At 64.5% G+C, this 13,018-nt stretch carries 10 protein-coding genes and 1 pseudogene; 5 read left to right on the top strand and 6 right to left on the bottom strand.

Translation table 11 applies throughout. From position 1 onward, the window contains the following. Positions 1-30 precede the first annotated feature (30 nt). The 3 genes from QMK50_RS25250 (at position 31) to QMK50_RS25240 (ending at position 3,688) form a co-directional block, all read left to right on the top strand. Entirely contained in the window at positions 31-2,220 is a 2,190-nt protein-coding gene (locus QMK50_RS25250) for a TonB-dependent siderophore receptor (RefSeq protein WP_320334297.1), read from the top strand. Between the two features lie 35 nt (positions 2,221-2,255). Continuing rightward, on the top strand, positions 2,256-2,882 hold the full coding sequence (gene pnuC, locus QMK50_RS25245) for a nicotinamide riboside transporter PnuC (protein WP_095170411.1): 627 nt from the start codon (positions 2,256-2,258) through the stop codon (positions 2,880-2,882). A 71-nt stretch (positions 2,883-2,953) separates the two neighbouring features. Beyond that, entirely contained in the window at positions 2,954-3,688 is a 735-nt protein-coding gene (locus QMK50_RS25240; RefSeq protein ID WP_320334296.1) for a UTRA domain-containing protein, read from the top strand. Between the two features lie 9 nt (positions 3,689-3,697). Here the strand turns inward: QMK50_RS25240 and QMK50_RS25235 are convergent. The 6 genes and pseudogenes from QMK50_RS25235 to QMK50_RS25210 form a co-directional block, all read right to left on the bottom strand. Beyond that, positions 3,698-3,796, bottom strand: a pseudogene (locus QMK50_RS25235) (GNAT family N-acetyltransferase); the annotation flags it as partial. 181 nt (positions 3,797-3,977) lie between these two features. After that, positions 3,978-4,826, bottom strand: a complete 849-nt coding sequence (locus tag QMK50_RS25230) for an ureidoglycolate lyase (protein WP_095170408.1) — start codon at positions 4,824-4,826, stop codon at positions 3,978-3,980. 39 nt (positions 4,827-4,865) lie between these two features. Next, a complete protein-coding gene (locus tag QMK50_RS25225; RefSeq protein ID WP_320334295.1) occupies positions 4,866-5,606 on the bottom strand; it encodes an SDR family oxidoreductase in 741 nt (246 codons plus the stop codon). Beyond that, a complete protein-coding gene (locus QMK50_RS25220; protein ID WP_159995254.1) occupies positions 5,603-6,985 on the bottom strand; it encodes an MFS transporter in 1,383 nt (460 codons plus the stop codon). The genes QMK50_RS25225 and QMK50_RS25220 overlap by 4 nt, the downstream gene beginning before the upstream one ends. 91 nt (positions 6,986-7,076) lie before the next feature. After that, positions 7,077-8,657, bottom strand: coding sequence for an aldehyde dehydrogenase (NADP(+)) (locus tag QMK50_RS25215; RefSeq protein WP_320334294.1), 1,581 nt, complete (start codon positions 8,655-8,657; stop codon positions 7,077-7,079). Positions 8,658-8,754: 97 nt separating this feature from the next. Then, positions 8,755-9,735: a LysR family transcriptional regulator gene (locus tag QMK50_RS25210; RefSeq protein WP_095170404.1), complete on the bottom strand. Its 981-nt coding sequence runs from the start codon at positions 9,733-9,735 to the stop codon at positions 8,755-8,757. A gap of 113 nt (positions 9,736-9,848) precedes the next feature. On the opposite strand from QMK50_RS25210, the gene QMK50_RS25205 reads away from it, so the two are divergent. Continuing rightward, a complete protein-coding gene (locus tag QMK50_RS25205; protein WP_320334293.1) occupies positions 9,849-11,030 on the top strand; it encodes a fumarylacetoacetate hydrolase family protein in 1,182 nt (393 codons plus the stop codon). A gap of 49 nt (positions 11,031-11,079) precedes the next feature. Then, positions 11,080-12,864 (top strand): IlvD/Edd family dehydratase, encoded by a 1,785-nt coding sequence (locus QMK50_RS25200; protein WP_095170402.1) that lies wholly within the window; start codon positions 11,080-11,082, stop codon positions 12,862-12,864. Positions 12,865-13,018: the final 154 nt, after the last annotated feature.

Genomic DNA, 13,018 nt, shown 5'->3' with positions numbered 1-13,018 from the left:
CCCGGGCTCGCAGTCATCAAGGAGTTTCACATGGATAGGCTTTACCGGACGTCCCCCCAGGACGGCTGCGCCCCGCGCTTTGCCTTCAATCAACTGACCCTCGGGCTGTTGCTGGCCAGCGCCCTGCCCTCGGTCCACGCTGCCGAGACCCTGCTGCCGGCCGTGACCGTGAATGCCGAGGACCACTCCGGCTACCAGGTGTCCGAGGCCGCTGTCGGTGGGTTCGACCCCGCGCCCTTGCTCGACACGCCGGCCTCGATTGCGGTGATCAACGAAGCCCTGATCAAGGACCAGCAAGCACGCCTGCTCAGCGAGGTGTTGAAAAACGACGCCTCGGTGGGTGAAAGCTACGCACCGGTCGGCTACTACGAAAACTTCGTGGTGCGCGGCTTCTCCCTGAACGCGGCCAGCAGCTACAAGATCAACGGCCGCACCATCACCGGCGAGCAGAACGTCGGCCTGGAAAACAAACAGCAGGTGGAACTGCTCAAGGGCCTGGCGGGCCTGCAAAGCGGGGTCAGCGAGCCCGGCGGGCTGATCAATTATGTGACCAAGCGGCCGACCGATGTGCACTCGGTCACGGTGTCCACCGACGATCGCGGCAGCGGTTACCTGGCCACCGACGTCGGTGGTTTTTTTGGCAGCGAACAACAGTTCGGCCTGCGCGCCAACCTGGCCCATGAAGACCTGCACTCCTACGTCGAGCACACCAACGGCCAGCGCGACTTTGCCTCCCTGGCGCTGGACTGGACCCTGAGCGACGCCGCGCTGCTGCAACTGGATGTCGAGTACCAGACCAAGCAACAGCGTTCGGCACCGGGCTACCAGTTGCTCGGCGGCACCGAGTTGCCGCACCACGCCTCGCCCAAGCAGTTGCTGGCGCATCAGAGCGGCACGAAACCGGTGACCACCGATGCGCTGAACCTCAACGGCAACTTCGAGTACCGCTTCAGCGACACCTGGAAAGGCAACCTCAGCGCTTCGCGCAGCCGGGTGGTGATCGATGACTACAGCTCGTTCGCCTGGGGCTGCTACGGCGCCGCCAGTTGTGCCGGTGCGGCGGTGCCCAACTACTTCAGTCCCGAGGGTGACTACGACATCTATGACTTCCGCAGCCCCGACGACACCCGGCGCAACGACGAAGCCCAGGCCACCCTCAGCGGCACCTTCGACACGGCAGGCCTGGGCCACGAACTGACCGTCGGCAGCAGCGCATTTCGGCGGATCGTCGACAAGCGCGAGCCGATCAACGAGTGGATCGGCAGCGCCAACATCGCCAGCGAACCGGCCGATTTCCCGCGCTACGCGGGGCCGCTCAATGATTCGTATCGAAACCTGGACAGCCGCCAGTACGGGCTGTTCTTCAACGACCGGATCAGCTTCAACGAACAATGGCAGACCGTGCTCGGCGGGCGCGAAGTGCGCCTCGATGAAGAGACCTTCGACAGCGAGGGCGACACCACCCGCCACACCCAGCGCTACGAGTTCCTGCCCCAGGCCGCGCTGATCTACAAACCGCTGCCGAACCTGGCGTTGTACAGCCGCTACAGCAAGGGCCTGTCCCTGGGTGGCGAGGCTCCGTGGTTTGCCAGCAATGCCTTCGAGATCCTCGCACCGACCGTGTCGCGGCAGATCGAGGCCGGGATCAAGTACGACTGGCAACGCCTGAGCCTCGGCGCAGCGCTGTTCCAGATTCGCCAGGGCTATCAGTATTCCCGGCCCAATGCCGACGGCAGCTTCACCTACACCGAGCAGGGCGAGCAGAAGAACACCGGCCTGGAGCTCTCGGCCAATGGCTGGGCCAGCCAGCGCCTGCAGATCTCCGCCAGTGTCGCGGCGATCCGCTCGCGAGTCAGCGGCAGCGACACCCCGGCCTACGAAGGTCACCAGACCATCAACGTACCGAACCTGCGCGCCAGTCTTTATGGCGACTATGCCCTGCCTTGGGTCGACGGCCTGGCGCTGCTCGGCGGGGTGCAATACAGCGCCAGCAAATACGCCAGCCAGGAAGGCCAGGTCGAGGCCAGCGCCTACGCCGTGTTCAACATCGGCAGCCGCTACAGCACGCGCATCGACGGCTACGACACGGTGTTCCGCCTGACCGTCGATAACCTGTTCGACAAGCGCTACTGGCGCGATGTCGGGGAGTACATGGGCGACAACTACGTGTTCCAGGGTGCACCACTGACCGCCCGCTTGAGTGCATCGGTCAACTTCTGATCCGGCCCGCCAAGGCCACGCTTGAGGAAACCGTTATGTCCGATCTTGAAATCATCGCTGTCATTCTCAACCTCCTCGGCGTCTGGCTGACCGCCCGGCGCATCCGCTGGTGCTGGCCGGTCAGCGTGCTGGCGGTGCTGCTGTATGCCTGGATTTTCTACGACGCCAAGCTCTACTCCGACACCCTGTTGCAGGGCATCTTCGCCCTGCTGCAAGGCTACGGTTGGTGGCGCTGGAGCCAGGGCCACCTGGAACAAGGCAAGGTACGGGTGGCGCGGCTGCCCCTGGGCGAAGGCCTGCTCGGCTTGCTCTGCGGGGCCCTCGGTGCCGGGCTGCTCGGCGCCCTGATGCACACCTACACCGATGCTTCCGTGCCCTGGATGGACGCGTCGCTCACTGCCTTCAGCCTGGTCGCCAGCGTCTGGGCGGCACGCAAGTACGTGGTCAGCTGGTGGTTGTGGATCGTCCTCGACTGCCTGTATGTCGGCCTGTTCCTGTTCAAGGACCTGCGCCTGACCGCCGCGCTGTACGCCGGTTTTGTGCTGCTGGCGATCTACGGCCTGCGTGCCTGGCAGCAGGACCTGGCGCGCCAGGAGCGGCCAGCGCCAGGGATTGCGGACGGCGGCGCGCAGCCCTCGACGGCTGGCCGGGCGATTGGTTAGTGTAGGTAACCCGTCGATGGTGTCCCCGGGCGCCATCGTCCTCTTCGATCCGCCATCGGGCGTCCCACGTCATGCCTTTTGACCCAGTCTCACCGCACTACCAGCGGATCCGCGAGCAGATCGCCCAGGACCTCGCCAACGGCATCCCCCAGGCCGACCAGAAGTTCCCTTCCGAACGGGACATGATCGAACGTTTCGGCTGCACCCGGGTGACCCTGCGCCAGGCCTTGCAGCAGTTGGAAGCCGAAGGCCGGGTGTACCGCGAGAATCGTCGCGGCTGGTTCGTCAGCCCGCAGCGCATCCGCTACGACCCGACGCGCATCAGCGGCTTCATGGACTATGTCAGCGCCCAGGGCCGCACGCCGCGCACCGAATGCCTGCAGGCCGAATTGCGCCCGGCCGGCAGTTGGCTGGCCCGACGCATGGGGCTGGAGTCGGCACAAGAGCCGGTGTTTTTTCTCCAGCGCCGGCGCTGGATCGACCGGCGTCCGGTGCTGCTGGAATTCAACGCGCTGCTCGCCAGTTGGTGCCCGGGCCTGCTCGACGTCGACCTAGACACCTCTCTGACCCGGGTCCTGCGCGAGCGTTTTGCGCGGGTGCAATCGCGTTGCGAATTGCAGATGCACATCGGCACGGTCAACGAGCAACAGGCCGAACTGCTGCAACTGTCGCCGGGCTCCACCAGTGTCTACCTGGAGCGCCTGAATTTCGGCGAGACCGACCAGCCGGTGGAGTTCGACCAGGAATTCTGGCGCCCCGACGCGCTGTCGGTGGTGATGGAGACGCGGTATCCCGGCAAGGATTGACGGCCGGGTTCACTGCAACTGTTTCACCATCGGCACACAGGCCAGTTGCAGGCCCGAGGGTGAATGGTAGATGGACGTTTGCTCACCCCGGTAACCGCAGCGCCGGTAAGCCCCGTCCATTGCTGGCGGGGCCTTGGGTCATAACGTCATATCCTGAACGCGCCTGACCTCATGACCCGCCAGCGGCGGTCATGGAGCAGCACATCATGTTCAGGCGGTGGGTTCTGGTCATGGCTCGATACTGTTGGCCCAGCCCCCCACCTGTCAATCCCACGGTGAGGGGTGAGGCTCAATCCGCCTGTACCGTCACCTGCAGCTGTTCGCCCAAGCCGGCGATGCCCAGGCGCATGGTCTGGCCGGGGCGCAGGTAGACGGGGTCGGGCTTGATGCCCAGGCCGACGCCCGGTGGGGTGCCGGTGGAGATGATGTCGCCAGGTTGCAGGCTCATGCAACGGCTCAGGTAGGCGATCAGTTGCGGCACGCTGAAGATCAGCGTGCGGGTGTTGCCTTTCTGGTAACGGTGACCGTCGACCTCCAACCACAAGTCCAGCGCATGGGGGTCGGCGATTTCATCGCGGGTGACCAGCCACGGACCGATCGGGCCGAAGGTGTCGAAGCCCTTGCCCTTGTCCCAGGTGCCGCCGCGCTCCAACTGCCAGGCGCGCTCGGAGACATCGTTGATCACGCAGTAACCGGCGACGTGATCCATCGCATTAGCCTCATCGATGTAGCGCCCGCCCTTGCCGATGACCACCCCCAGTTCGACTTCCCAGTCGGTCTTGAGCGAACCACGGGGGATCTCGATGTTGTCGTTGGGGCCGCAGATGGCGCTGGTCCATTTGCTGAAGATGATCGGCTCCTTGGGCACTTCCATGTTCGACTCGGCGGCATGGTCGGCGTAGTTCAGGCCGATGCAGATGAACTTGCCCACCTGGCCGACGCAGGCGCCGATCCGTGGCTGGCCTGGCACCCGCGGCAGGCTGGCGGGGTCGATCGCCGCCAGGGCCGCCAGGCCCTGTGGAGTCAGGGTCTGCCCGGCGATGTCGGCAACGTGGCCCGAGAGATCGCGAAGCTGTTGGTTGGCATCCAGCAGGCCCGGTTTTTCCGAACCCTTGTCGCCATAACGCACTAATTTCATGTGTCGCTCCTGCTGCTAATTAAAGGTGCCGGGTGGCGCTCAGATACTCATGCCGCCATCGATGACATGCACGCCACCGGTGGTGTAGGCCGAGGCGTCGCTGCCCAGGTACACGGCCAACTGGGCGATCTCCGCGGCGCTGCCGATACGGCCCATGGGCTGGCGGTCGAGGAACTGCTGGTACACCTGCGCCTCGGCGACGCCCTGCTGCGCCGCCTGCTCGGCGATCCGCTGGCGCAGCGACGGCGACTCCACGGTGCCCGGGCATATTGCGTTGCAGCGAATGCCCTGGCCGATAAAGTCGGCGGCGACCGCCTTGGTCAGGCCCACCACCGCTGCCTTGCTCGCGGCATAGGCAAAACGCTTGGGCACACCCTTGACGCTGGAGACCACCGACGACATGTTGATGATCGAACCGCCGCCACGCTCGAGCATGCCCGGCAGCACCGCGCGGATCATCCGGTACATGGCGGTCACGTTGATGTCCATGGACCGGGCCCAGGCCGTTTCATCGCACTCAAGGATGTTGCCGCTGTGCACATACCCGGCGCAATTGAACAGCACATCCAGGCCGCCGATCCGCTGGCAGGCCTCGCTGATGGCGCCAGCCGAAGTGACGTCCAGGGTCAGGGCTTCGATACCCGGAATCCCTTGCAGCCCGCGCACCTCGATATCACTGGCGAACACCTGCGCACCCGCCTCGGCAAAGGCGATGGCACTGGCCAGCCCGATGCCCTGCCCGGCCGCCGTCACCAGCACCCGCTTGTTGTGCATCTTCATACTCGCTCCACGTTAGCGCTGCTGGCCGCGGTTTTCGCCGTCCGGCCGAGCATCGCCGCAGGGATCGCCAGGATCAACGCGCCGCTGATGAACAGACACACCGCCAGCACGTAAGTACCGTTGTTGATGTTGCCCGTGAGGTTCTCGGCCACGGCGGTGATCATCGAGCCGGTGAAGCCGGACAGGTTGCCGATGGCGTTGATCATGCCGATCCCGGCTGCGGCCGCCACACCCGACAGCACGGTGCCTGGCAAGGTCCAGAAAATCGGCATCAGGCTGAGGATCCCCGAGGCGGCGACGCTGAGGAACAGCACGGAGAGCATCAGGTTGTCGGCAAAAAAGGCACTGAGGATCAGCCCGGCGCCGCCGATGAAGGCCGGAATCGCCGCATGCAGCCGGCGCTCGCCGGTACGGTTGGAGTGGCGTGCGTTGAGCAGCATCGCCACCGTGGCCACTGCATAGGGAATCGCGGTCAGCAGGCCAATGTGCAGGCTGTTGGTGATGCCGGTGCTCTTGATGATCGATGGCATCCAGAACGCCAGGCCATAGAAGCCAGTGTTGAAGGTCAGCAGGATCAGCACCAGCAACCACACGCGCGGGTTGAAGAACACCTCGCCCAGGCGCGACACCTTGCCCTGGTTGTCGGTCTGCAGGTTGGCCTTGAGCATGGCTTTCTCGGCGGCTGACAGCCACTTGGCCTTGTCGATGTTATCGGCCAGGCAAACGATGACCACGAAGGCCATGATGATCGAAGGAATGCCTTCGATGATCAGCATCCACTGCCAGCCCGACAGCCCATGCACCCCTTGCATGCTGTTCATCAGCCAGCCGGAGAGGATTCCGCCCAGGGTCAGGCTGATCGGCATGGCCATCAGGAACCCGGACATCACCCGGCTCTGGCGATGGGTCGGGAACCAGTAGTTGAGGTACAGGATCACCCCGGGAAAGAAGCCCGCTTCACAGATCCCCAGCAGGAATCGCAGCACATAGAACATGGTGCTCGACTCAAGCCCGAAGAACCCCGCCAGCGGCACCGTATAGGCCACCGCCATGGAGATCACCGCCCAGCTGAGCATGATCCGCGCGATCCAGAAGCGCGCGCCGAAGCGATGCAGCAACAGGTTGCTGGGTACTTCAAAGAGGAAGTAGCCCCAGAAGAACATGCTGGCGCCAAGGGCGTAGACGGTATTGCTGAATTGCAGCTCGTTGAGCATGTCGAGCTTGGCGAAGCCGATGTTGACCCGGTCCAGGTAGGCGGCCATGTAGCACAGCAGCAGCACCGGCAGGATGCGCCAGATCACTTTGCGGTAGGTGCGGTCTTCAAAGTCGAGTTCGCTGGCTTGCGCCTGCGCGGGCAGATGCTCGGATATCGTTTGCATGGAGATAACCCCTGGGCATGTGGACATGCCTGATTGTTTTTATCGAATGGGTCACGCCGGGCGAGCAATTCACCCGGCGATGCAGCGTGGACTAGAGTGCCTGGGTGGTTTTTTCTCCGTTGACCAGGCGCGTCAGCCCCAATGGATTGCTGTTGCGCAGCGCTTCGGGAAGCAAGGCATCCGGGAAGTTCTGGTAGCACACCGGACGCAGGAAACGGTCGATGGCCAGGGTGCCCACCGAGGTGCCACGGGCGTCGGAAGTCGCTGGCCAAGGGCCGCCGTGGACCATGGCGTCACACACCTCGACGCCGGTCGGGTAACCGTTGACCAGCACCCGGCCGACTTTCTGCGCCAGCAACGCCACCAGGTCGGCAGCGTGTGCCAGCTCGTCCGGCTCACCCAACAGGGTGGCGGTCAGTTGCCCGCGCAGGCCCTGCAAGGCCGCCAGCAATTCAGCGCGATCGGCCACTTCCACCACCACGGTGGCCGGCCCGAAGATTTCTTCCTGCAGCAGTTCATCACCACTGAGCAGCAATTGGACGTCGGCCAGGAACAGTTGCGCCCGGGCTTGATTGCCCTCCTGCGCCTGCCCGGCCAGGTGCGTGACCTGGGGATGGGCGCGCAAGGTGGCGCAGCCTTCGACGTAACTGCGCAGGCCGCCCGTGTTGAGCATGGTCTGCCCCGGTTGTTCGGCGATCAGCACGCTGAGCGATTGCAGGAAAGCGCTGAACGCTGGCGAACGAATGCCGATCACCAGGCCCGGATTGGTACAGAACTGTCCGGCGCCCATCACCACCGAGGCGGCCAGTTCGCGGGCGATCTGCTCGCCGCGCACCTGCAGCGCCTGCGGCAGCACCAGCACCGGATTGATGCTGCTCATCTCGGCGAACACCGGGATCGGTTGCGCCCGGGCAGCAGCCATGTCGCACAGCGCCCGGCCGCCCTTGAGCGAACCGGTAAAGCCGACTGCCTGGATCAGCGGATGCTTGACCAGCGCCTCACCGACGCCGGCACCGAAGATCATGTTGAACACCCCGCCCGGCATGCCGGTCTTCTCGGCGGCGCGAATGATTGCCAAGGCCACCTGCTCGGCCGTCGCCATGTGCCCGCTGTGGGCCTTGAACACCACCGGGCAGCCAGCGGCCAGGGCCGCAGCGGTGTCGCCACCGGCGGTGGAAAAGGCCAGGGGAAAGTTGCTGGCACCAAACACCGCGACCGGGCCGACGCCCAGGCGGCACTGACGCAGATCGACCCGTGGCAGAGGCTGGCGCTGGGGCAGCGGCAAATCGATCCGCGCACCGAGGAAGTCACCACGGCGCAAGGTCTGGGCGAACAGGCGCATCTGCCCGCTGGTGCGGGCCCGTTCGCCTTGGATGCGCGCCGCTGGCAAGGCGGTTTCGCTGCAGACCAGGGCGACGAATTGCTCGTCCAGGGCATCCAGCTCGCTGGCGATGGTGTCGAGGAATTCGGCCCGGCGCTCGGCCGGCAAATTGCTGTAGATCGCGCTGGCCTGATGGGCCGCCGTGGCAGCAGCGTGCACTTCCTCGGCCGTGGCCTGGATAAAGGCGATGGGCAGCGGCTGCCCGGTAGTCGCATCAACGCTGTGCAGGACCACGGAGCCGGCGGCGCTACGGCCACCGGCGATGAAGTTGTGACCAGACAGTTCGGGCATGACAGTCTCCTGACCCAGAGTGAAATCTGGTCGGTACTCTACTGCCGCGAATCGATTCTTTCCCAATGGCATTTTTGGATTAACCGATAACCAAGCGTTATCGAGTTTCACCTGCGACTGCCGCATTTTCAGCCACCTGGTCCCTGGCCAGGCGGGCGTTGTCCGTGAGGATCTGCGCGAACTCCAGGGCCGCCCCCACCAGTTGCTCGCCCTTGCGGGTGAGGATGCCGTAGTCCTGTGGCGCCAGGTGCAGCGGCGTGTCGAGGGCTTTCAACTGGCCGTTTTCCAGGAGTGGATAGACCATGGCATCCGGCAGCATGCCGATCATCGGCCCGCGCTGCAGGACCTGGAGGAAGGTCTGCATCGAGATGGTGTCGACGGTATTGCGCGGCAGCGCCACCCCAGCCTCGGCGAAGGCCAGTTCCATGCGCGCACGAATCGGCGTGCCCACCGGGTACAGAATCCACGGCAGGTCCACCAACTGCTGCAAGGAGATCGGCCCGGCGTCTGCCAGCGGGTGGCGGCTATTGACCACGATGCAGAACGGTTCCGGGGCCAGCGGCTGGAAGTCGTAGCGTTGCTCCTGGCTGTGCTCGGTGAACCGGGCCACCGCCAGGTCGAGTTTTTTCTCTTCGAGCATCTCCATCAGGTGGTTGCTGGTCTGCTCCACCACCTCGATCGACAACAGCGGCCAGCGCTGCTTGATCTGCAGAATCGCCTCGGGCAGGGCGATGGCGGTGGCGGCAAAAATCCCGCCGACCTTGAGATGACCATGGCCGCCCTCACGCAGGCTGCCGATCTGCTCGACGAACGAACGTGCGTCATTCAGAGCGATCTGCGCATACCGCAAGACATGCTCGCCCAGCGCCGTGGGCGGCATGCTGCGCGGCTGGCGCTCGAACAAGGCAAACCCCAGCAGGCTTTCGATTTCCTTGAGCATCTTGCTGATAGCCGGCTGGCTGAGGTTCATCTGCTGCGCCGCCAAGTGCATGTTGCGGGTGCGGCCCAGGGTGTCGATCAGCAGCAGATGGCGGAATTTGAGCCAGCCGCAGAAGCTGGAGAATGACAGTTCGGACATGGGTGTGCCTCGTCAAACAATAACCAGGAGTTATCGATTACTGAAAATATCTCATTGGAGTTTATCGAGTGCCAGTCATAGCGTGAAGCCTTTACGGACCAGGAAGATTTGCCATGTCGTTACTGCTTACTCCCGAGAACACCCTGCCGGTCGATGGCGTGGCCGGTACCTTGATTGGTCGCGCCTGGGTTCCAGGGCCGATTGCCGGCCCTTCGCTGATTGTCCTGCGGGCCGATGGCGTGTTCGATCTGTCGCAGCGCTTCGCGACCCTGAGTGACTTGCTGGAGTCGGACGCGCCCCTGGCCGAAGTACGCCAAACCCCTGGCACTTTCCTGACCAGCGTCGAAAACCTGTTGGCCAATACCGGCCCTGATGCCGACCCGAGCCAACCCTACCTGCTGCCACCGCTGGACCTGCAAGTGATCAAGGCCGCTGGCGTGACCTTCGCCGCGAGCATGATCGAGCGCGTCATCGAAGAGCAGGCCGGTGGCGATGCTGGCAAGGCCGAGCAGGTGCGGGCTATCGTCCATGGGGTGATTGGCGACAACCTGCGCTCGATCGTGCCCGGCTCCGCACAAGCGGCGCAGTTGAAAGCACTGTTGATCGAACAAGGCATGTGGTCGCAGTACCTGGAAGTGGGCATCGGCCCGGACGCGGAAATCTTCACCAAGGCGCCGGTGCTCGCCGCCGTCGGCAGCGGCAGCCAGATCGGCATTCATCCCGGCTCGATCTGGAACAACCCGGAGCCGGAAGTGGTGCTGGCGGTCAACAGCCGCGGGCAGATCCACGGCGCGACCCTGGGCAACGACGTCAACCTGCGGGATTTCGAGGGTCGCAGCGCGCTGTTGCTGAGCAAGGCCAAGGACAACAACGCGTCCTGCGCCATCGGCCCGTTCATTCGCCTGTTCGACGAGCAGTTCAGCCTGGACGATGTGCGCGCCTGCGTGGTGGACCTGCAGGTCGAGGGCACGGACGGCTACCGGATGCACGGTTCCAGCTCCATGAGCCAGATCAGCCGTGATCCCGAGGACCTGGCCGGGCAGACCCTCAACGCCAATCACCAATATCCCGACGGTTTCCTGCTGTTTCTCGGTACCCTGTTCGCCCCGACCGAGGACCGTGATCACGTCGGCAGCGGCTTTACCCACAAACTGGGCGACCAGGTACGCATCAGCAGCCCGTTGCTCGGCAGCCTGCACAACCGCGTGACCCACAGTTCTGCCGCCACGCCCTGGACCTTTGGCGTCGGCGCCTTGTTGCGCAACCTGGCGTCCCGAGGCCTGCTCGCCCGCTGAAGCCCGACGCCGGTTGTCGATTCATCCAATTATAAGAGAGCTATGAATCATGAGTGACACCCCGAAACGCCCGCTGCGTAGCGAGCAATGGTTCAACGACCCGGCCCACGCCGACATGACGGCGCTGTATGTCGAGCGCTACATGAACTACGGCATGACCCGTGAAGAGCTGCAATCGGGTCGCCCGATCATCGGCATCGCCCAGACCGGCAGCGACCTGACGCCCTGCAACCGGCACCACCTGGAGCTGGCGCAACGGGTCAAGGCCGGGATCCGTGATGCCGGCGGCATTCCCATGGAATTCCCGGTGCACCCGATTGCCGAGCAGACTCGCCGTCCCACCGCCGCGCTGGACCGCAACCTGGCCTACCTGGGGCTGGTGGAAATCCTCCACGGCTATCCACTCGATGGCGTAGTACTGACCACCGGGTGCGACAAGACCACGCCGGCCTGCCTGATGGCGGCCGCGACCACCGACCTGCCGGCGATTGTGCTGTCGGGCGGGCCGATGCTCGACGGTCACCACAAGGGTGAACTGATTGGCTCCGGCACCGTGCTCTGGCATGCGCGCAACCTGCTCGCCGCCGGCGATATCGACTACGAAGGCTTCATGGAAATGACCACCGCGGCGTCGCCTTCGGTGGGTCACTGCAACACCATGGGCACGGCCTTGTCGATGAACGCCCTGGCCGAGGCACTGGGTATGTCCCTGCCCGGCTGCGCGAGCATTCCGGCGCCCTATCGCGAGCGCGGCCAGATGGCCTATGCCACCGGCAAGCGCATCTGCGAGCTGGTGCGCCAGGATGTGCGACCGTCGCAGATCATGACCCGCGAAGCCTTCGAGAACGCCATTGCCGTGGCCTCGGCCCTGGGCGCCTCGAGCAATTGCCCACCGCACCTGATCGCCATCGCCCGGCACATGGGCGTCGAGCTGAGCCTGGATGACTGGCAACGGATTGGCGAAGACGTGCCGCTGCTGGTCAACTGCATGCCGGCCGGCAAGTATCTGGGCGAAGGTTTCCACCGCGCCGGCGGCGTACCGGCGGTGATGCACGAACTGCAAAAGGCCGGTCGCCTGCACGAGGACTGCGCCTCCGTCAGCGGCCAGACCATCGGCGAGATCGTACGCAGCACCCTGACCAGCAACACCGACGTGATCCACCCCTTCGACACTCCGCTCAAGCACCGCGCCGGCTTCATCGTGCTCAGCGGCAACTTCTTCGACAGCGCGATCATGAAGATGTCGGTGGTGGGCGAAGCGTTCCGCAAGACCTACCTGTCGGAACCCGGCGCGGAGAACAGCTTCGAAGCCCGGGCCATCGTGTTCGAGGGGCCGGAGGACTATCATGCGCGGATCAACGACCCGGCGCTGGAAATCGACGAGCGCTGCATCCTGGTGATCCGTGGCGTCGGCACCGTGGGTTACCCCGGCAGTGCCGAGGTGGTGAACATGGCCCCACCCGCGGCGCTGATCAAGCAAGGCATCGACTCCCTGCCGTGCCTGGGCGACGGCCGCCAGAGCGGTACTTCGGCCAGCCCGTCGATCCTCAACATGTCCCCGGAAGCCGCCGTGGGCGGTGGCCTGGCCCTGCTGAAAACCAATGACCGGCTGAGCGTCGACCTCAATGCGCGGACGGTCAACCTGCTGGTCGACGAAGCCGAAATGGCCCGTCGCCGAGCAGCCTGGGAGCCAAACATCCCGGCCTCGCAAACCCCGTGGCAGGAACTCTACCGGCAACTGGTCGGGCAACTGTCCACCGGCGGCTGCCTGGAACCGGCCACCCTGCACCTGCGCATCATCGCCCGCAGCGGCGAGCCACGGCATTCTCACTAAGGGGAAGACTGGACCGGCCCCATCGCTGTAGGAGCGAGCTTGCTCGCGATGGGGCCGGAATTTTCAACATTGATAGTGCCTGACACACCGCCATCGGCGATGTTGGCGGTGCCTACCCGGTCATTTTTCCAGGTAGTATTTTTTTTCATACCAG

The organism is Pseudomonas sp. P5_152 (assembly GCF_033989915.1).
In the GTDB taxonomy this organism is placed as follows: Bacteria; Pseudomonadota; Gammaproteobacteria; order Pseudomonadales; family Pseudomonadaceae; genus Aquipseudomonas.
Note: the sequence above shows the minus strand (reverse complement) of the source record. Positions and strands in the feature narration are given on the sequence as shown.

Coding starts and splice junctions, on each gene's coding strand:
- QMK50_RS25205 (WP_320334293.1), top strand. CDS start 9,849: ATGTCGTTACTGCTTACTCCCGAGAACACCCTGCCGGTCGATGGCGTG.
- QMK50_RS25210 (WP_095170404.1), bottom strand. CDS start 9,735: ATGTCCGAACTGTCATTCTCCAGCTTCTGCGGCTGGCTCAAATTCCGC.
- QMK50_RS25230 (WP_095170408.1), bottom strand. CDS start 4,826: ATGAAATTAGTGCGTTATGGCGACAAGGGTTCGGAAAAACCGGGCCTG.
- QMK50_RS25200 (WP_095170402.1), top strand. CDS start 11,080: ATGAGTGACACCCCGAAACGCCCGCTGCGTAGCGAGCAATGGTTCAAC.
- QMK50_RS25220 (WP_159995254.1), bottom strand. CDS start 6,985: ATGCAAACGATATCCGAGCATCTGCCCGCGCAGGCGCAAGCCAGCGAA.
- pnuC (WP_095170411.1), top strand. CDS start 2,256: ATGTCCGATCTTGAAATCATCGCTGTCATTCTCAACCTCCTCGGCGTC.
- QMK50_RS25225 (WP_320334295.1), bottom strand. CDS start 5,606: ATGAAGATGCACAACAAGCGGGTGCTGGTGACGGCGGCCGGGCAGGGC.
- QMK50_RS25215 (WP_320334294.1), bottom strand. CDS start 8,657: ATGCCCGAACTGTCTGGTCACAACTTCATCGCCGGTGGCCGTAGCGCC.
- QMK50_RS25250 (WP_320334297.1), top strand. CDS start 31: ATGGATAGGCTTTACCGGACGTCCCCCCAGGACGGCTGCGCCCCGCGC.
- QMK50_RS25240 (WP_320334296.1), top strand. CDS start 2,954: ATGCCTTTTGACCCAGTCTCACCGCACTACCAGCGGATCCGCGAGCAG.